This window comes from Paraburkholderia podalyriae (assembly GCF_014397785.1).
Lineage (GTDB): Bacteria > Pseudomonadota > Gammaproteobacteria > Burkholderiales > Burkholderiaceae > Paraburkholderia > Paraburkholderia podalyriae.
In genome coordinates, this window is record NZ_VZQQ01000058.1 from 1 (window position 1) to 19,876 (window position 19,876).

Sequence of the window (19,876 nt, forward strand, 5' to 3'; positions counted from 1 at the left end):
GCCTTTACGGCTGCCAGGCCTCTGAGTTGGCTCTGACAAAATGGTGTCCACCACTTCGAAAATGATGGACATCACTTTGATGCCGATTCTTGCGCCCGTCTACAACGGCCATCGCGAGCCGCTTACTCAACAAGCTGCCGACCTTCTTTTCCTCCATCAAGGAGAAGTAGAGGGCGAGGCCTTCTTCAATACCATGTTGGCGCAAGCTGAAGACCTCGACGAAAGATACAAACTCGCGATCATCCTTCAGGTTGAGAATGAGACGAAAGCCCGCCTGCGCTCGTGCCTGACTGCACACCAGATTTATCTGCCCGACCCCAGCGAGGCGATTTTAGAGGGCCGGCGCAAGGCGGCGCATTTAAAGACGCAGCCATGGTCCGAGTTCATATCCTGTTTCCGAAGCGACGTTTTGTATTACCGGGATATCTATCACGAGATCGCGCATCGTGGGGCGCTGACAGCCATGTGCGCACTCGCTGCAGCAGTCGCTCATGAAGACGCTTTATTATCATTTTGTACTATGGAACTCGCGGGCCTTGGGCATAAATCAGTGGAGCAGCTTCTGACATACCTGCGATTCGCGCCTACGCGCCGCTGAATATGTATCGCGTCGCGCTGATTGCGCTGGATACGAGTCCATGCCGTGTAGGCATGCTGGTCGAAGGCGCGGCACACGACCTCGGAGCGTGTGCACGCGTCTATGGCGTGCGACTAACGTGCAATAGGTGAAGCGCTATCGGATGTCCTCGTATATGGGGGAGCAGACTGCGCTAAACAGTACTCGCGAATCTTCCGGTCAATGGCGACGCCCTGGAATCTTTGGTCGTTCCGCACAGACCAAATGCTCAAATAAATTGAACTAGTTTATCGCGAGCGGTCAGACGGACACTTTCTGAGTTCGCACTGTGGACCGCACTAACTCACGACGTCAACCGGCTCCGCATCGGATCATATGGTGCCTGAGACAAAACGGTGCCAGCGACCTTCCCGCTTTCGTCCGCAAGACCGATCTCCACCTCGGTGCCTTCCACTGCGAGCGCGGTCGGAAGGTATGCAAAAGCAAAGGTCTTCCCGAGATGAAAACCGGGATCACCCGAGGTCACCACCGCAACCTCCTCTCCGTTGTGGAATACCTTTTCACCGTGTAGGATTGGATTGATCGACCCTGTGTCGATCAACCGCAGCTGACTTGAGACACCCGTCGAGGCTAACAGATCGAGCGAGGAGCGTCCGACAAAATCCCGGTCGTCAAACCTGACCGTCCAGCCCAATCCGGCTGAGAGGGGGTCGGTGTTCTCATTGATATCAAGGCCATACAGCAAATACGACTTCTCGATGCGCAGCGAACGCATCGTTTTCATCCCACAAGGCCTGATGTCAAATTTCCTACCGGCATCCGCGACCGCATCCCAAACATGCTCGGCGTATTCGACCGGGAAGAAAAGCTCGTAGCCGAGTTCGCCCGAGTACCCGGTACGCGAAATCATTGCCTCCGGCACCTGAGCGACACTGCCCGTCTTAAACGAAAAATACTTGAGGGCGTCGCGCGAAACGTCGGCGTCGGTCAACTCAGACAACAATTCGCGGGAGTTGGGCCCCTGTATCGAAAGATATGCGTTTGAGTAACCAAGGTTAGTTACCGTCACACTTAATGAACCGATGAGTCGGCTGACCGCCTCGACGACTGCGTGAACCCTTGACGGAGTCGGCGAGAGCCAAAACTTGTTGCCGTCAAACCGGAAGCAGGTCAAGTCATCAACGATCCCACCCTTCTCATTGCAAACGGAGCTGTATAGCACGCCGCCGTCGCGCATCCGCCTGACGTCATTGACCAGTGCTCGCTCCAGCAATTTCTCTGCATCCTTGCCTTTTACCTCCACGCCAACCTGATAGTAGACATCGAACATGCCGACCCGCTCGCGCACGGCCGTGTTCTCGTCCGCGACGGACGAGAAGAAATTCGGCGTGGCGAATCCGCCACGATCCTGCAGCTTCGCTCCAGCCGCAACCAACTTGTGATAATACGGTGTGTGTTTAAGCATTTTTACTCCGCAGGTTAGCCAAGTTCATTTACTAGCGCTGGTGTCAAGTCAAAAAGATCCCCCACCAGTCCGTAATCGGCGACGCTAAAGATCGGCGCTTCCGGGTCCTTGTTGATCGCGACGATGACTTTCGAGTCCTTCATCCCGGCCAGATGCTGAATCGCACCCGAGATGCCCACCGCCACATACAGTTGCGGCGCGACGATCTTGCCGGTCTGGCCGACCTGGTAGTCGTTCGGCACGAAGCCCGCATCGACTGCCGCGCGCGAGGCGCCGAGCGCTGCGTTCAGCTTGTCCGCCAGCGGCTCGAGAACCTTCGTATAGTTTTCGCCATTGCCCAGCCCCCGGCCACCCGAGACGATGATTTTCGCGGAGGTCAGTTCCGGGCGGTCCAGCTTTGTCACTTCACGGCTTACGAACTGCGAGATGCCTGCGTCTGCGGCGGCTTGGATCTTCTCGATTGCAGCGCTGCCGCCCTCGGCTGCCACCGCGTCGAAACCGGTCATGCGCACCGTGACGACCTTGATCGGGTCCTGAGACTGAACCGTCGCGATCGCGTTGCCCGCGTAGATCGGGCGCTCGAACGTGTCCGCAGAATCCACTGCGGTGATGTCGCTGATCTGCGCGACGTCGAGCCTGGCTGCGATACGCGGCGTAATGTTCTTGCCGTAAGCAGTCGCGGGCGCGAGGATGTGGGTGTAATTCTTTGCGATGTTCAGCACCGTCGCTTCGACGTTTTCCGCGAGACCAGCTTCCAGTTGCAGCGCGTCGGCGAGCAGCACTTTCGATACGCCGGCGATCTTCGCAGCCGCGTCGGCCGCGCCCTGCGCGTTGTGACCGGCCACCAGCACGTGAATTTCCTTGTCGAGGAAAGTGGAGATCACTGCCGCAGCCCCCATCGTGTTCAGCGTCGCGACCTTCACCGTCGCGCTATCGTGTTCCGCAATTACCAGAATCGTCATTTGCCTTCACTCCCTTACAGCACCTTGGCTTCGGTCTTCAGCTTCTCGACCAGCGTTTTCACGTCGTGCACCTTTACACCGGCGCCGCGTTTCGGCGGCTCGACCACTTTCAGCGTCTTCAGGCGCGGGGTGACATCAACTCCGAGGTCTTCCGGCTTCACGATTTCCAGCGGCTTCTTCTTCGCCTTCATGATGTTGGGCAGCGTGACATAACGCGGCTCGTTCAGGCGCAGATCGGTTGTGACCACGGCCGGCAGCGTCAGCGACAACGTTTCCGTGCCGCCGTCCACCTCGCGCGACACAGTAGCTTTACCGTCTGTCACGACAACTTTCGACGCAAACGTCGCTTGCGGCAGATTAGCCAGCGCGGCGAGCATCTGGCCAGTCTGATTCGAATCGTCGTCGATCGCCTGCTTGCCTAAAATCACCAACGAAGGCTGTTCCTTGTTTACCAGCGCCTTGAGCAGCTTTGCGACCGCTAACGGCTGCGGGTCTTCATTTGATTCGATCAGGATCGCGCGGTCCGCGCCGATCGCCAGTGCCGTGCGCAGGGTCTCCTGCGACTGCAGGACACCCGCGGACACCGCGATCACTTCGGTCGCCACGCCGGCTTCCTTCAGGCGTACCGCTTCTTCGACCGCGATTTCGTCGAACGGGTTCATCGACATTTTGATGTTGCTAACGTCAACGCCAAGCCCATCGGAACGGACTCGTACCTTGACATTCGAGTCTGAGACTCGCTTGACCGCGACCATCACCTTCATAGTTCCATCCCATAACTGTTTATTCCAGATGCCCGATCGTGTACGGGCTCGCTCTCAGAAAGTTGCGTCCGATGAGATGCCGTGGATTGCCAAGGTCGCCAGATAGGTGTTCGCGAGAAGGCAGGCGATTGTCATCGGTCCGACGCCACCGGGAACCGGTGTGACGCAGGCGGCCACTTCTGCCACTTCGCGATAGTCGACATCGCCCACAACTCTGTACCCCTCACCGCCAACGTTCAAAACACGGTTGATCCCGACGTCGATGACACAGGCGCCAGGTTTCACCCAGTCCCCCTTGATCATTTCAGGGCGCCCAACGGCCGCCACCAGGATGTCCGCTGTTCTCGCCAGCGCGGGAATATCCCGAGTACGGGAGTGTGCGACCGTAACCGTGCAGTTCTGCGCCAACAGCAACTGCGCCATCGGCTTCCCTACAATGTTCGATCGACCGACAACCACGGCGTTCATCCCGGCAATGTCACCCAGCGCGTCACGTATCAGCATCATCGAACCCATCGGGGTGCAAGGAACAATCCCGCCCTCTCCGCTCGCGACCCGCCCGACATTCTCGGGATGAAATCCGTCGACGTCCTTCGCGGGAGCAATGCTCTCGATCACCTGCTTGTCGGAGATGTGACCGGGCAGCGGTAGCTGCACCAGGATTCCGTGCACCGCCGGGTCGGCGTTTAGCCTTGCAATCAGGTCAAGGAGTTCTTTCTGGCTGACAGTCGGCAACAATTTATGCTCGAACGATTGCATGCCGACCTCGACGGTCTGCCGGGCTTTGTTGCGCACATAAATCTCGCTGGCTGGATCGTCCCCGACCAGAACGACGGCAAGGCCAGGGGTTATCTGGTGTTGCTGTTTCAATTTTTCGACGAGCCCAGCGAGCTTTTCCCGGATCGTCCGGGAGAGGGCTTTGCCGTCAATCACTTTTGCGGACATATCGCGTCTCAATAGCCTAGAGGTCAAATCGTGTTTAGGAGAAGACGATCGTCTTGTTGTCGTCGAGGAAGACACGGTCTTCCAGGTGCATCTTCAGTGCCCTGGAGAGCACCTGACATTCCACGTCCCGGCCCATCGCCTGCATCTCCGCGACGGAGTAGCGATGGTCAACGCGGCGAATGTCCTGCTCAATGATGGGACCTTCGTCCAGCTCGCCGGTGACGTAATGCGACGTGGCGCCGATCAGCTTGACACCGCGTTTGTGCGCCTGCGCATATGGCGACCCACCTTTGAAGCTGGGCAAGAACGAATGGTGAATATTGATGCAATTCCCATGCAATTCGCGGGCAATATCGTCGCTCAGAATCTGCATGTAGCGAGCCAGAACGATCAGATCAACCTTCTTTTCGTAAATGACCGCCCGCAGCGCATTTTCCTGTTTCGACTTCGTCTCCGGCGTTATGGGGATGTACAAGAACCTCAGGCCGTACCTGTCCGCGATCGGCTTGAGGGTTTCGTGATTCGATACGATTGCGGCCACTTCCATATTCAGCTCACCTGCCTCCCAACGGTATAGCAGGTCACGAAGGCAGTGATCAAACTTGGAAACCATCAACAGGACCCTCCGGGCGCGATCGGTTCGCCGAACCGACCACTCCATGGTGAAGCGGTCCGCCAGCATTTCGAAACCAACCAGCATGTCACGGTCATCGTCCTTGATCTCACCGTTCACCTGAAAAACGCAGCGGAGGAAGAAGCGCTGCGCTTCCTCGTCGTCGTACTGCGACATTTCGTTAATGTAATAGTTATGTTCGGCGAGGAAACCACTGATCGCAGCAACGATCCCCGTGGTGGCCGGACACGTCACGCGCAGTGTGTAGGTGTTTGGAAGCTTGGTCGTATATGTCATGTCTATCTCAACAGGTTCAATGAACTGGATCGTGCGGTACCGTGCGCTAAAGAACCGCGCGCTCACGCAGGAAAGACTCGCTGCGGCGCGCTTCTCCGAGCTCCCTGGCATAGGCCGCTCCCGCGTAGACCGCCGCGGCAACCGTTCCCGGCGCCATCGCGTCCCCTATCAGGTCGACAGACTCGACGCCCGCGTTCTGCCATTCGCTGCGCCGAGCCTCCAGTTCGTCCATCAGCATTCGGTCTGGGGTGCGCAGAGTCACGGGCACGAACGTGCCGCATGCTATGCTCGATTCCTTCCTTCCGCTGGCGAGGAGTAAGGCGCCGGAACGCCCCGCCTTGATCCTCGTCTTCGTGACACACGTAATTCCAGCATCCTCCAGACGCTCCTCGATCCGCCTGAGCTCGAGCGTGTAGTACGACCATTGGGAGACATCGGCCAGAGGCGTGACAAGCGTGACGTCGTAGCCCTTGGCGCGCAACCACTCAGCAACCGCATGTCCTACGTAATAGTGATCGTCGTCGTACACCACAACCGGCCCCGCAATTGCAGCACCGCCGACAACTGCTTCGGGTGACAGGATATGAACATGCTCCAGCCCTGTAATTCCATTCGGTGTCGCCGGCCCCACGCCATCCGTCCTCCAGTGGGATCCCGTCGCGAGCACAATGCGCTGGGCGCCGAACTGCAGAATGTCGTCAACACCAACCGGCGAGCGCCGGTAGATCTGAACATTGCTCATGCGCTCCAGCTGATAGATGCGATGATCGCGCACCCGTGCGAGGGTCTGCGCCCCAGGGAGCTTCGACTCCCATTCGATCCGTCCGCCGAGATCACTCTCGCGATCAACGATCGACACCTCTACGCCCCGTTGTGCCAGAGTCAGTGCTGCCTCAAGTCCCGCAGGACCAGCGCCTATGATCAGCGCGCTTTGCTGACCGGGGAACTTGGACGTCCGCTCCGGATGCCAGGCCTTGCGCCACTCTTCGCCGATGGTTGCGTTCTGCGTGCAGCGAATCGGCACACCGTACATTTCCGTTGACGCACACACATTACAACCAATGCACTCGCGAATCTCTTCAATTCGCCCGGTTCGCACCTTTTCTGGAATGAACGGATCGGCAATCGAGGGGCGAGCAGCACCCACGAAGTCGACGAGCCCGCGCCTGATGCGAGACACCATCGCATCAGGAGACGTAAAGCGGCCAACGCCTACCACTGGCTTCGATGTGAGCGCCTTAACAAAGCCGATGTACTCGTCCTGAAAGCCCTCTTCGGCGAAACGGGCAGTTGATGAGTCGAACGACCACGGACTGACATTCACGTCCCATAGATCCGGCAACTCGCCGAGCGCCTCGATCACTGCGCGTCCTTCTTCCTTGGCGGATATTGCTCCAGTGAAGTCATGCACCGCGAAGCGGACCGCCACGGCACAACGCCCCCTCACTTCGTCGATCGTATCTTCGATCAACTCCTTCAAGAGACGCATGCGGTTCTCCAATGAGCCGCCATATTCGTCCGTGCGTTTGTTGTAGCGGGTCGACAGAAAATGGAGCGGGAGTGCTCGGTCGTGTGCGGCGTAGACATAGACAATGTCGTAACCAGCCGCCACCGCTCGCCCGACGGCGCGGCGATGTGCGGCGCGAAACGCCTGGATGTCCGCAATTGTCATGGGCATGGACTGCGTCGGCACATATGACGAGGTACATTTCAGACTGCCCGGACCCAATGCAGGTACACGGCTGTACAGGTTTCGGGCACCGAGACCGAGATGGGCCAGTTCGACTGCGGCGAGGGAGCCGTGCTTGTGAATTTCATCGGTTGCCAGCCGATGACAGGCGACGTCGTGATCGTCCCAAAGGCGATCGTTCTGATGGCCCATCATGTCCGACGTCTCATCGATCTCGCAGACTCCGGTACACACAACTGCCCAGCCGCCCTCCGCCTTCATCGCGCGAAGCGCCGCGGTTGCATGGGGCTGTGCAAAGCCCATTCCGGCGCTATGAGCGACGGCAAAGAATCGGTTTTTCGCCGTGACTGGGCCGATCTTCACCGGTTCAAACAGCACGTTGTATCGTTCATCCATCTCGAGTTCCTCAGGGGTCAGCCGCGCATGCGCTCGCTTTTCGGGTCGTAGTAGCCGCTAAACTGTAGATCTACCGAATGACGGACGCCGGCTACCTCCGCCTCGAATCCACCCTCGCGCAGCCACTCAGGGGTGACCCCGCCCTTACGTTTGACGGACGCCATGCCAAACGAGCCGCCGAGCCGGAAACCCCACGCTCCGGACGTTACATAGCCCACCAGCTCGTCGCCCTTCCAGACAGGCTCGTTACGGTACAGATACGGGCCATCGTCAAGGTTCGCTTCGCGCACCTTGAGGTTCACCAGCCGCACTTCGAGAGGCCCGGCGTCACGCTGGCGTTCCAGCGCATTGCGGCCGATGAAGTTCACATCCTTGTCCCACGCGACTGCGAACCTGAGACCCGCTTCCAGCGGTGTATCGTCTTCGCCGATGTCGTGACCGAAATGCACGAAGCCCTTCTCGAGGCGACAATGGTTCATTGCCAGGAAGCCTCCAAGGCGCATGCCACGCGGCTCGCCAGCGCTCATCAATTCGCCGAAAACGTGCCTCGCGACGTCGTTCGTCGGATAGAACTCGTATCCCAGCTCTCCAAGGAAGCTACGGCGCAACACCCAGCAGCGGGCCAGTCCGACGTCCATTAACCTCGCCTGTCCGAAAGCGAATGCCGCATTGGAGACATCGGCGTCGGTTACCTGCTGCAGGATCTCGCGGGAGCGCGGACCGCTCAACGAGAACATGGCATACGCTGTCGTGACGTCGTGGATCTGAACGTTCCACGAAGCGTCCAGATGAGCTTCGAACCAGCAGCGGTCGCGGACCTGGCTTGGGTGCCCCGTGACAACAAAAAACTCTTGCTCGGCGAGGCGCGTGATGGTGATGTCGGCCTCGATGCCGCCCCGGTCGTTCAGCCAATGCGTATAGACGGACTGCCCCACCGGTACGTCAATACGGTTGGCGGACCCGTGTTCCAGCGCCTTCAGCGAATCGCGTCCCTTGACGAGCAGCTTGCCATAGCAGCTCTGATCGACGAGCAGTGCCGCATCGCGGGCGGCCAGGCATTCGCGCTCCACCATCGGGAACCACGCCTGTCGCTTGAGGCTGGGCTCGTCGGGCAACTGTGCGCCGGGCTCGTCGAAATACAGCGGAAACTCCCAGCCGATTCGCTCGCCCATTACTGCGCCGGCTGCAATGAGTCGGTCGTGAAGCGGGAAGTGGCGCACCCCTCGCGCAGTATGTACGTGGTGGCCGGGCCAGTGCAGCGTCATATGCATGCCAAGCGACTCTCCCACCCGTTCGCGCAAGTAGCGGTCGTTGGCCTGGAACGGCAAGGCTCGCTGCGCGTGCAGCGCACCCATGCTGACGGGCGGCAGACCGTCGATCAGCCAGTCCGCCATCACCTTTCCTGCGCCGCCAGATGACAGGATGCCGTTCGAATTGAACCCGGCGGCCACGTACACACCGCCGACCTCCGCGCTCGGACCCATGTAGGCCCGGCCGTCCGGTGTGAAGCTTTCGGGACCGCAAAAGAATAACTGGATTCCGGTATTCTGCAGCACCGGCACTCGATCGAATGCTGACAGGAGCTGTGGCTCCATATGGTCCATATCCGGCGGGAGTTCCGAAAATGAGAAGCTCGACGGAATCTCCATTCCCCGCTTCGGCCACGCATTTCCCGTTGCTTCAAAGAAGCCTACGAGCAGTTTGCCGGCGTCTTCCTTGTAGTAGGCACGTTCGTCGGCGACCGTGAGCACCGGCGTCGTACGCGCGAGCCCAGGCAACGCTTCCGTCACGATGTAATAGTGCTCAGCCGCGTGCAAGGGCACGGAAATGCCGAGCCTTTTCGCGAACGCGTGGGTCCACATACCGCCGGCCAGAAGCACCCGTTCGCAGGCAATATCGCCATGCGTAGTCTTGACCGCCTGGACTTTCCCGTCCTTGACAACGACGTCAACCACAGGCGTGTTCTCGAAGGCCTTCGCGCCTTTCTGCTTTGCACCCTTTATGAGCGCGGCCGTCACGTCGAGCGGGTTCACCTGACCGTTTGAAGGCACGAATTGGCCGCCCAGCAAGTCGTCCGTTCGCAGCAACGGCCACCGCTCCTTGATCTCCTCCGGCGTGAGGTAGAGACAAGGCACGCCCATCCGCTTGGCAGCTGAAACATTGCGACGAATCAGTTCCAGGCGCTGGGGCGTGAGCGCAACGGTCATCGACCCGTTTTCCTTATAACCCGTGGCCTGTCCGGTTTCCTCTTCCAGAGACTGGAACAGTCGCGTCGTGTACTGTGCAAGCTCCGTTTGCGCCTTCGAGTCACGCAACTGACCAACGATACCCGCAGCATGCCAGGTGGTACCGCTGGCAAACCGGTCCCGCTCTAGCAGCACAGCGTCGGAAATGCCCTTGTGGGCCAGGTGATAAAGAGTTGAAGCGCCGATGATGCCGCCGCCGATCACGACGACACGGGCACGTTCAGGCAGAGATTGAGTCATAGTAAACACCTTCGGTATCTTGAATCCGGTCGCACTAGTGCAAACGAGAGAGGGCTGCGGTACGCGCTCCACCGTCGGCCACCAGGGCTGCGCCTGTCACAAAGGATGCGTCGTCGGAAGCGAGGAATGCGATGCACGTCGCTATTTCCGATGGAACAGCCACACGGCCGAGCGCGATGCGCTGGGCCACCCGCCCAAACTCCTGTTCGACTGTCGTTCCATTCGTCTCGGCAAACTCTGCCATTTCGGCCTCGCTCATACGCGTGCGCACCCATCCCGGGCAAACGCAGTTTGCGCGAACGCCGTCGGCGCCATAGCGGTTCGCCAGGGCCCGCGTCAGCGCAACGAGGCCCGACTTGCTGGCGGCATAAGACGCCATGCCCGCCGACGCATTGAAGGCGGCGACCGATGAGACGTTGACGATCGAACCTCGCCTGCGGCGACGCATGTGAGGCAACACTGCGCGGCACATGCGCATAGTGCCGGTGAGGTTGACATCGAGGATGGTGTTCCATGTCTCGTCGCGGATCTCCTCGACATCGTCTGCCACCATCACGCCCGCTGCGTTGACCAGGACGTCGATTTGACCCCAACGATCGATTGCCATGCTCACGACGCGTTGAACGTCTTCGTCACCGCGAACGTCGAGCAACACCTCGTCCAGATTGAGTTGAGCTTTGAGCGGTAGCTTTCCATCGAACCCAATGTCCGCAGCGATGACATTCGCGCCTTCCCGCTGTAGCTGACATACGAGCTCAAGACCAATCCCGGAGGCTGCACCCGTGACGAGCGCCGTCTTGTCCTTGAAACGAGACATCCTCAAACTCCTGTAGTCGTCGGAACGCCCGACTGAATCAAACCAGTTTCAACCCAGTGGTCGAAAATGCCGAGTGCCTCTTGTACGAAGGAAGAGTCGTTGATATGCATGTCGAGCACGCGAAGATCGACAGGGAGCTTGATCAGCTTCCTGTACTCGTCGATGAACACTTGATGGCCTTCCGGATCATGCAGCGCCTCGCCAGGGGCATCCCACGCGTGGATGCCTTTCAGCGGCAGCAGGAACGCGGTTGGCCCCTTCGCCGAGTTCACTTTTTTCGCGACGAAGCCTGCGAGCTCACGACGCTCCTCGTGCGTAGTCGTGACCGATGCGATCAGGCGGTTGTGAGCGTGGTATGGGCGGCCCTTATAGGCCTCGGGCAACGGTGCCCACGTCTGCACGTCCACCATGTCGCTGGCACCGGGCGCGATAATTTGCGGGACGCCGAGTCTGCCCGCCGTCTCCAGCCTCGAAGTCCCGGCGTTGACGACGGATCCGCGCAGGACATTGCTGAGCTCACACAACGCGAAATCGAAGACTGCGACGAATGTGCCCTGCTCGATCAGCGATTCCATCGCACGGCCGCCCATGCCTGTGCAGTGGAAGACGACGGGCTCGTAGCCGCGTTTTTCCAGCTGCGGCGTAAGCTCCACCATGTAGCTAAGGCAGGATTTCCCCAGCCCCCCGACAGCAACGCGGGGCCGCGCGGATTTCGACGTCACCACCGTGCTGCACGCGCCGAGAACGGCCCCCGCCGCCTGGCTGAGGGTGGCCTTGCAGATTGAATTGAGGCCATAGAGCCCGCCGGCCCAGAGAATCATCATGACGTCGGGGGCCAGCCGATCCGGAGGGACAAGATGTGAATAGGCAACTGTAGTCACGATGAACTTCGGCATGCCGAGCGGCAGCGAAGCTGTGACGTCCAGGGCGAGATCTGTGCCCATCGTGCCGCCGAGGGCCAGCACACCCTGGACCTTCCCTTTCGCGTAGAGGTCAAGAGTGAGCCGCACAGCCCCCTCGGCCATTTTGGTCATTGCAGCATTTTCGTCGCCCAGAGTTGCTACATCTTTCAATGCCATCCCCGCGGCTGCGGCGACCTTGGCATTGGAGATTTCGGGGTCGAAGGCAGGGGTACCGAGCACACCCACGTCCATGATGGCGGCACGAGCACCTTCGCGCTCGATGCACTGCTTCATGAACTGAAGCTCGTCGGCCTTTGTGTCAGCAGTGCCGATAATCAGGATATTCAATCCCGGTTTCATTTCTGCCCTCCTGGAGATACCTTGTGCGAGGAAGTCCAAAGCTCCTCCATTGCGTACCCCGACTCGGGCAGCGTAGTGCCGCCGTCGATCACGATCGTCTGTCCGGTAATCCAACCAGCCTCCCGACTGGCCAGGAACAGCACAGCGGACGCAATGTCTTCGGGCGCCCCCGGGCGCCCCAGGGGGATGTAACGGGTGAGCCGCGCCAGAGCCTCCGGTCGGCTCAGGCGGCCCCGATCCTTCGCCACCAGCCCCGGTTCGACACCATTTACCGTGATGCCACTGCTTGCCAGTTCCAGCGCCGCGGCCTTGATAAAGCCATTCACGCCCGCTTTGGCCGCAGCGTAGTGGGAGGCACCAACCATTGCCACCCGTGGCCCGGTGATCGATGAGGTGACGATAAAACGCCCTGCCTCGCTGCGCCGAAGCGCAGGAAGGGCAGCCTGAAGGAGCCAGAAGCCGCTCGTCAGATTAAGCGCGAGGGTTTCGTCCAGGACAGGCTCATCCAAAGCGTCGAGGCCGAGCCACTGACACCCGCCTGCGTTGTGGCAAACCACGTCCAGCCGGCCGCCGGTCGCGGACAGTGCCTGATCGATCATTTCCCGAATCCCGGCGCGATCGACGCTGAAGGGAACGACGTGAGCGGGGATGCCTTCCGCTTCGAGCTCGTGCGACACCTCCTGCGCAGCAGAGAGCGTGCGATTGGCCAGCACCACCTCTGCGCCGGCGCTTCCCAGTGCATGAGCGATCGCCCCACCGATTCCTGGCCGTGCACCGGTAACCAGGGCGACGCGCCCGGTCAGTCGAAAGTGATTCATGCACGCACCTCGCTCTCGCTGCACTCCGTGACAACGAATTTGCAGAATTCCTTGAGAACCTCGACGTACCTGTCGGCGTCAGCTGTCGCGGAGGCAGGGCACATCAGGAGCATGCAGTGGAATGGCGTGATCAGCACTCCACGGTTAAGGAAATACACGTGCAGCAGGGCTTCGAGATCTCCGTCGCGCCCAGCGTTTACGTCGGCAGCATTCATCGGGGGCGCCGGCGCAAACATGGTCTCGACGCGTGCCCCCAATTGCTCCACGTACCACGGCAGCGCGAATTCGCCGAGTACCTGCCTCATGCGCGCGGCCAGACTTTCAGCGAGGCCGACCATGTGGGCGAATGCCGCTGGAGTCAGCACCTCCGCAAGCACGGCACGCACGGCCGCCACCTGCAGGGCACTGCCCGCCAGCGTGCCACCGAAACCAAGATGTGCGCTTTGACGCACCTTTGTCGGATCCACCTTGGGCACCGCGTTCCACATCCGGCGCGCGACCTCTGCGTTGACACCATAAAGCCCAACCGGAATGCCACCTCCCACTGCTTTACCAAGGACAAGCATGTCTGGCTCGAGCCCATGGAGTTGGGAATAACCGCCAGGCCCGCTGGAAAACGTGTGGGTTTCGTCGATCAGCAGAAGCGTGCCATGGCGACGGGTCGCTTCACGCAACGCCTGGTGGAATCCCGGCGCGGGTGCGACCATTCCGTAGTTCGTCATGAATGGCTCGGTCAATACACATGCAACGTCTTTTGTCGCGAGCTTTTCTTCGAGCGCCTCAATGTCGTTGAATTCGACCACGACCGAGACGCGTTCATGATCCACAGCGTTCGGGTGGATACCATTGCGCATGACCATCGTGCCCGCGGCGTCCAGCGCAACGTGCGCCTCTTCAACCGACCCGTGATAGCATCCGTTAAAAACCAGTACTTTTTCGCGACCGGTGATCATCCGTGCCATGCGAATCGCCGCGCGATTCGCATCACTGGCCGAGGTCGTAAATCCCCAATACGGCAGGCCAAACCGCCACGTCAACTCCTCCCCGACCCACGAAGCATCCTCGGTCGGCAGCATGAGCGTCGCACCGCGGTCGAGCTGCTCGGACGCGGCCTTCGCCACGGCGCGCGGTCCGTGGCCGCACATGGCGCCTGTGTCTCCCAGACAGAAGTCAACGTAGCGCATACCGTCGACGCAGCGTAGCTCCGCCCCGGATGCTTCTTTCGCAAACACAGGAAACTTGCCGGCCCAGCGACGAAACCAGTGCGAAGGAGCTCCGTAAAGGTAGTGACGATGACCTTCTTCGAACAGCTGTCTCGAAAGTGGATGCAGCCGCGCGAACTCTTCCTGTTCGCGCTCGAGGGCTTCACGGACTCGCCGTGAGCTAAGGCGAATCGTCACTGTTCCTCCACGGCCTTGAAGGCGCCCTCGAGGACATCACACAGGAAATCGACCTCTTCCTTGTTTATCGTTAGCGCCGGGGACAAGATGATGTTGGATCCCGAAGTGCGGACCATCGCGCCGCGCACGTATGCTTCCCGCGCCACCCGTGACACTTCCTTAGCCCCGCGACCGAACGCAGCCTTGGTTTTCTTGTCCGCCACCATCTCCAGACAGACCATGAGACCGGCCCCTCTGACATCGCCGATCAACCGGGACTTTCGACCAAGGTCTGTCAGTCGCTCCATCAGATATTGGCCCTGCGTTGCCGCATTTGCCGCCACGTTCTCGCGCTCCACAATCTCCAGCGCGGCGAGTGCAGCTGCTGCTGCGACGGGATGGCCGCTGTACGTGTAGCCGTGCGAAATGGCGGCGCCCGACGCGTCCCCGGACATGAACACATCCGCGACCTTGCGAGAGATCGCTGTGGCCCCCAACGGGACGTAACCGGACGAAATGCCTTTAGCGAGGCACCACATGTCGGCCTTGACGTTCCAAAGGCGTGTACCGAACAGCTGGCCGGTGCGGCCGAAGCCCGTGACCACCTCGTCGGCGATGAGAAGCACGCCATAGCTGTCACAGATTTCCCGCACCAGCGGCCAATAGTTCGGCGGAGGAACGATTACCCCGCCCGCGCCCTGCACCGGCTCCGCAATGAATGCGGCCACCGTGTCCGATCCTTGGAACTGGATCTCGCGCTCAAGCAACTGCGCACAGATCTCACCAAGTTTGATCGGATCGTCGGTATAGGGGTTGCGATACACCCAAGGCGTGTCGATGTGAAAGCAGCCCGGCAGGAGCGGCTCGTACGGACGTCGAAAATTTGCGTTTCCGTTGACGCTCATCCCGCCGAAATGCACGCCGTGATAGCCCTGCTTTAGCGAAATGAACTTCGTGCGATCACCTTGTCCTTTTAGCTTCCAATACTGACGTGCGAGCTTCAGCGCGCCCTCCACCGCATCGGAACCGCCGTTGCTGAAGAAGACCGATGCCACGCCATCGTCTTTCATCATCCCGACGATACGTGCCGACAGCTCGATTGCCCGGGGATGCGACGTGCCACGGAACGTGTTGTAGTACGCCAGTTCGTCGAGCTGAGCGACGATTGCATCGCGGATCTCTGTCCGGCCGAACCCCAGGTTGACACTCCACAGCCCCGCGACTCCATCGAGTAGCTTGTGGCCATCTGCATCCCAAACCCAGCTTCCTTCGCCCCGGGTAATGATGTCAGGTGGTGTGTCGATCATTGCCTGCGGATGGGCCATTGGGTGCCACAAGTACTTCGCATTTGCGGCCTTGAGCTCATCAAGCGTCATCCTCGTCATGCCAGTTCCTCCACCGGTAAATTGAGCCGCGCGGTAATCGCGGCGATGTTTCCTTTTACGTCCCGCAAGTCGAAGTACTGAACCTGCAACCCTGCTTTCACGGCACCGACGATGTTCCTCATCTGGTCGTCTACGAAGAGGACTTCGTCCGGATTCGTGTTGAGTGAATCGACCGCCATCTGATATGCGCGGCGGTCCGGCTTCAGGATGCCGGTATGCGTCGCATCGACGATCGCAGCCATGTCTTTGAGAACCGACATTTGCGCCAGAAACTCCGGTCCGTAAAAGAGCTCGAGTTCATTCGAAAGAATCCCGATCACGACGCCGTTCGCTCTCGCACGCCGGATCAGCCTGACCATGCCCGGCCGCACCACCGCATCCGGGTCAGTCTGCCGGGTCCTGGTCAGCATTCCGCGTACTGTCCAGTCAGGCTCTCCAATTGCGGCACCGATCTCCCGTGCGCGGATCGCCCAGTAATCCCTTTCGCTGATGTCATCGCGCTGCATGGATTGCCACAGCGAGTCAGTGGATGGATCGACCGGCCCGAGCCACGTGAGCGTTCCGGCAGGCAAGCCGAGCGTGCGCTCTGTCTCTCGATGGCGCTCAAATACCGAAACGCTGATGACACTACCGAAGTCCAGGAGCAACGCCGTGGGGATCTTTTGCGGAAACCGTGCGCGACGCTGATCGGCCGAGCCGTCTGGTGTGATGCTTGGGAGGTCGTTCACGATTGCGCAACCGAAATGAGTTTAAGGTCCGTGTAGCCAAGTAATCCCTCGAGGCCGCTCTCGTGGCCGAGTCCGCTCTCCTTGACGCCGCCGAAGGGCGTCTCCGGCTGCGAAACGCCGAAGTGGTTGATGCCAACCATTCCCGCCTGGAGGTCGCTGGATAGCCGATGCGCAAAATCAAGGCTACCGGTGAACGCATAGGCAGCCAGACCAACCGGGAGCCGGTTTGCGCGTGATATCGCGTCATCAAGATCGTCAAACACGTCCAGTACCGCGATGGGACCGAACGGCTCTTCGTTCTGGACGCGGGAGTCCAGGGACGCATGCTCAATCACGGTAGGCTCAAAGAAGTAACCGGAGCGATTCACCCGTTTCCCGCCACAGGCGATCGTCGCGCCGCGGGTGGCCGCATCGTCAACGAACGCCTGCATTTCCTGCACGCGCCGGCTCTCGATTAGCGGACCGAATTGAACGCCTTCTTCAAAACCCGATCCGATCTTCAGCGACAAGGCCCCCTTCACGAATTCATCGCGGAATGCTTCGTACTGCGCGCGATGAACAATGAACCGGATGGGCGACGCGCATACCTGACCCGCGTTGCGGAATTTTGCAGGCACTGCGAGCCGGGCAGCCTTGGCACCCTCGTAATCCTTGCAGACAATCACCGGAGCGTGGCCACCCAGTTCAGCCGTGTAGCGCTTGACATGTCTTGCCGCCTGCTCACCGAGCAATCTGCCGACACGGACAGAGCCCGTGAACGAGATCTTCGCGATCTGTGGGCTTGAGATGAGCGACGATGAAATGAATGCCGGGTCGCCAGCTACCAGGTTGACGACGCCCTCCGGCATGCCCGCATCGACAAGGCACTCCACGATCGCCATGCAAGTTGCAGGCGTCTCCTCGGCGGGCTTGATGACCACACTGCAGCCGGCCGCGAGTGCGCCACCCAGCTTGCGGGAAGGGAGGTTTGCGGGAAAATTCCATGGCGTGAATGCCGCGACGGGGCCGACCGGAACGCGCGTGACTGTCTGGCTCAACACGTTCGAAATCCGCGCGGGCACACCGCGTATGGGCAATCGTTTGGCTTCCTCTGCGAGGAATTCGATGATGTCTGCCGAGAGCGTCACCTCGCGGACCGCTTCAGCCAGCGGTTTGCCCTGCTCGAGCGTGAGAATATGTGCTATTTCCCTGGAGCGCTCACGCATCAGGGCCGTCGCCGTGGAGATGATCCGGAACCGCTCGAGCGGCAGCATGCTTGCCCAGCGGCTAAAGCTTCTTCTCGCGGCATCAGCGGCTCGTTCGAGCTCGCGGCGGCCAGCGATGGGGAGATGGCCGAGCACTTCGCCATCTGCCGGATTGACGACCGGGACAGTGCCTTCGTCAGTCTTATCTATCCACTGGCCATCAATGAACAGTCTGAGTTTTGGGTATGACATGGTGCGAGCCGTAAAAAGTTGTTAGAAACATTTTCTGTCTCGCCTGGCTACCCAACAATCAACCTTTGGGTGGATTTTGCTGGTCAGGTGCTGCTCATTACCTCACGCACGGTCTTCACACTCGCTGAAACGCGCTTGATCAGCTTGTCCGAATCGTCCGCCAGCTTTTTGATTTCCGCTGCCACCACAGCAAACCCGCGTCCGCTTTCTCCGGCGCGAGCGGCCTCGACGCGTGCATTGAAAGAGAGAATAGACAGCGCCCGGATTGTTTTCAGAATGTCGTCCACATCCGAAAGAATCGCGTTCGTGGATACCGTCAGTGCCACCAGGCGCTTCTCGGCGGCCATCTGTGCCGCCCGCTCGCCTTGTACCTCTATGACCAGTCCTTCGATGAACAGGAGTTTTCCGCTATCGTCGAACACGCCACCACCTACTTCTCGTACCCATACCGATTGCCGGTCCGCCCTCCTGATGCGGTAGTCAACGGTCCACGTCTGCCTGTGGCGCAATGCGGAGGTCACCGTTTGCAAAACGTATGGCTCATCTTCCGGTTCCGTCAGCGAAGGCAGCGTCCGCACGGCGTTGCCGACGAAATCGGATGCCGGATACCCGGTAAGGGCATGAATACCCGGCGTCGCGTACACAATCGTATATTCGTCGTCATTCATACACCGATACAGGAAACCATTCATTCTCGCCGCGATGCTTTGCATGATGGCGAGTTCAAGCTCCCGTCCGGGTATTCCGTTCCGCGCATTGCTGCTGGAAGCGGAAAATAAGGTGCCGCCCTGTCTCAATTGATGTTTCCCATGGCAATCGTCTGGCGTCGAGCGCATCGCGCGCTCGACGGGATCTGAGCAGCGGTCGTGCCGGAGTCAATTACTCGTCAGGACTCCGTCTTTCGAGAAAAGTGCCGGCGCCGACGCGCGCAGGAGCACGACGGCTGTGAGCGCCTCGCGATCTTGCCGGTGTTTTGTCGTCAATCGCTGCGCCTTTGCACTGCCCTCGATCAGCAGACCGTCGAGTCCGACGCCATAGAAATTCTCGCCGTTCGCAACCAGATCGGTGATCGAACTAGTCGTCCCTGAGTCGACTGCGCTCCACGTGTCTCCATCGTCCCGGCTCACGTACAGATGACCGAGCAGCCCGCCAACGAATACCGTGCCGCCCGATGCGACTGTACCGGCCCAGAGGCTGCCCTTGCCACCAGTCTGACGGTATTCCCAGGTTGCGCCGTAATCCCTTGAGCGGAGCACGAGACCTTGCTCCGCTGCAACATACAACGTCCCGTTGCCGCCTGCGAAGATCCGGAACAGATTTCGATCGGCTTTGCTCGCGCCGGGAGGCGGCGGCAACTTCACCGTAGTCCAGTGCACGCCTCCATCCTCGGTCTGGAGCATCAGTGACCACAAGCCCACCGCCCACCCGTGGAGACGGTCGGCAAAATACACCGAAAATAGCGGCTGATCCGTGGATGCGTCTGACCGTTGCAACCTCCACGTCTCGCCGCCGTCTTCGGAAGCAAGGATAACGCCCTGCTGACCCACCGCCCAGCCGTGAGAGGCATCGGCAAAGTACACGCCAGTAAGCGTCGACGTAGCGGGCACCGAACGCGCCTGGATGTATGTTCTGCCATTATCGTCTGACAGCAGCACGATTCCGTGCGCTCCGACGGCAACAATGCGCGAACCAGCACGGGCGGCGTCGAGCAACATGTGGTGGGTTGCGTCGCGCCAGACACGTGCTGGCGTAACCTGTATCTCAGTCGGCGCGGCGTAGGCTGTCTGTGCAGCGCCGCAGACGGCAATGCACAACCACATCGCGATACCCTTTTGTTTCATTCCCATGATGCGCCC

At 60.0% G+C, this 19,876-nt stretch carries 17 protein-coding genes; 1 reads left to right on the forward strand and 16 read right to left on the reverse strand.

Annotation, left to right across the window (positions count from 1 at the left end; genetic code table 11):
• The first annotated feature begins 61 nt into the window (after window positions 1-61).
• On the forward strand, window positions 62-598 hold the full coding sequence (locus F6X42_RS34470; protein ID WP_187638440.1) for a hypothetical protein: 537 nt from the start codon (window positions 62-64) through the stop codon (window positions 596-598).
• Window positions 599-920: 322 nt separating this feature from the next.
• Here the strand turns inward: F6X42_RS34470 and F6X42_RS34475 are convergent, their stop codons facing one another.
• From F6X42_RS34475 to F6X42_RS34550, 16 genes are all read right to left on the reverse strand, one after another.
• Complete coding sequence (locus F6X42_RS34475; protein ID WP_187638441.1) at window positions 921-2,042, reverse strand: aminomethyl transferase family protein; 1,122 nt, start codon at window positions 2,040-2,042, stop codon at window positions 921-923.
• Between the two features lie 14 nt (window positions 2,043-2,056).
• A complete protein-coding gene (locus F6X42_RS34480) occupies window positions 2,057-3,004 on the reverse strand; it encodes an electron transfer flavoprotein subunit alpha/FixB family protein (protein WP_187638442.1) in 948 nt (315 codons plus the stop codon).
• A gap of 14 nt (window positions 3,005-3,018) precedes the next feature.
• On the reverse strand, window positions 3,019-3,768 hold the full coding sequence (locus F6X42_RS34485) for an electron transfer flavoprotein subunit beta/FixA family protein (protein ID WP_187638443.1): 750 nt from the start codon (window positions 3,766-3,768) through the stop codon (window positions 3,019-3,021).
• Window positions 3,769-3,822: 54 nt separating this feature from the next.
• Window positions 3,823-4,713, reverse strand: coding sequence for a bifunctional methylenetetrahydrofolate dehydrogenase/methenyltetrahydrofolate cyclohydrolase FolD (folD, locus tag F6X42_RS34490; RefSeq protein ID WP_187638444.1), 891 nt, complete (start codon window positions 4,711-4,713; stop codon window positions 3,823-3,825).
• Between the two features lie 34 nt (window positions 4,714-4,747).
• The gene (purU, locus tag F6X42_RS34495) at window positions 4,748-5,623 is read right to left on the reverse strand and encodes a formyltetrahydrofolate deformylase (protein WP_187638445.1); all 876 of its coding nucleotides are present in this window, start codon (window positions 5,621-5,623) and stop codon (window positions 4,748-4,750) included.
• Window positions 5,624-5,669: 46 nt separating this feature from the next.
• Window positions 5,670-7,709 carry an oxidoreductase gene (locus F6X42_RS34500; protein WP_187638446.1) on the reverse strand — a complete coding sequence of 680 codons (2,040 nt, stop codon included), beginning with the start codon at window positions 7,707-7,709 and terminating at the stop codon, window positions 5,670-5,672.
• 17 nt (window positions 7,710-7,726) lie between these two features.
• Window positions 7,727-10,195: a GcvT family protein gene (locus F6X42_RS34505; RefSeq protein WP_187638447.1), complete on the reverse strand. Its 2,469-nt coding sequence runs from the start codon at window positions 10,193-10,195 to the stop codon at window positions 7,727-7,729.
• A gap of 34 nt (window positions 10,196-10,229) precedes the next feature.
• Window positions 10,230-11,012, reverse strand: a complete 783-nt coding sequence (locus tag F6X42_RS34510; protein ID WP_187638448.1) for an SDR family NAD(P)-dependent oxidoreductase — start codon at window positions 11,010-11,012, stop codon at window positions 10,230-10,232.
• A 2-nt stretch (window positions 11,013-11,014) separates the two neighbouring features.
• A complete protein-coding gene (locus F6X42_RS34515) occupies window positions 11,015-12,274 on the reverse strand; it encodes a Tm-1-like ATP-binding domain-containing protein (RefSeq protein WP_187638449.1) in 1,260 nt (419 codons plus the stop codon).
• Window positions 12,271-13,092, reverse strand: coding sequence for an SDR family oxidoreductase (locus F6X42_RS34520; protein WP_187638450.1), 822 nt, complete (start codon window positions 13,090-13,092; stop codon window positions 12,271-12,273). The genes F6X42_RS34515 and F6X42_RS34520 overlap by 4 nt, the downstream gene beginning before the upstream one ends.
• Window positions 13,089-14,492 carry a transaminase gene (locus F6X42_RS34525; protein WP_187638451.1) on the reverse strand — a complete coding sequence of 468 codons (1,404 nt, stop codon included), beginning with the start codon at window positions 14,490-14,492 and terminating at the stop codon, window positions 13,089-13,091. Before F6X42_RS34525 ends, F6X42_RS34520 begins: the two co-directional genes overlap by 4 nt.
• Window positions 14,489-15,847, reverse strand: a complete 1,359-nt coding sequence (locus F6X42_RS34530; protein ID WP_376776492.1) for an aminotransferase class III-fold pyridoxal phosphate-dependent enzyme — start codon at window positions 15,845-15,847, stop codon at window positions 14,489-14,491. Before F6X42_RS34530 ends, F6X42_RS34525 begins: the two co-directional genes overlap by 4 nt.
• A gap of 5 nt (window positions 15,848-15,852) precedes the next feature.
• Complete coding sequence (locus F6X42_RS34535) at window positions 15,853-16,503, reverse strand: HAD-IA family hydrolase (RefSeq protein ID WP_222945831.1); 651 nt, start codon at window positions 16,501-16,503, stop codon at window positions 15,853-15,855.
• 77 nt (window positions 16,504-16,580) lie between these two features.
• A complete protein-coding gene (locus tag F6X42_RS34540; RefSeq protein ID WP_187638453.1) occupies window positions 16,581-18,020 on the reverse strand; it encodes an NAD-dependent succinate-semialdehyde dehydrogenase in 1,440 nt (479 codons plus the stop codon).
• An 83-nt stretch (window positions 18,021-18,103) separates the two neighbouring features.
• The gene (locus tag F6X42_RS45370; RefSeq protein WP_187638454.1) at window positions 18,104-18,856 is read right to left on the reverse strand and encodes a PAS domain-containing protein; all 753 of its coding nucleotides are present in this window, start codon (window positions 18,854-18,856) and stop codon (window positions 18,104-18,106) included.
• Window positions 18,857-18,895: 39 nt separating this feature from the next.
• Window positions 18,896-19,867, reverse strand: a complete 972-nt coding sequence (locus F6X42_RS34550) for a WD40/YVTN/BNR-like repeat-containing protein (RefSeq protein WP_246530358.1) — start codon at window positions 19,865-19,867, stop codon at window positions 18,896-18,898.
• Window positions 19,868-19,876: the final 9 nt, after the last annotated feature.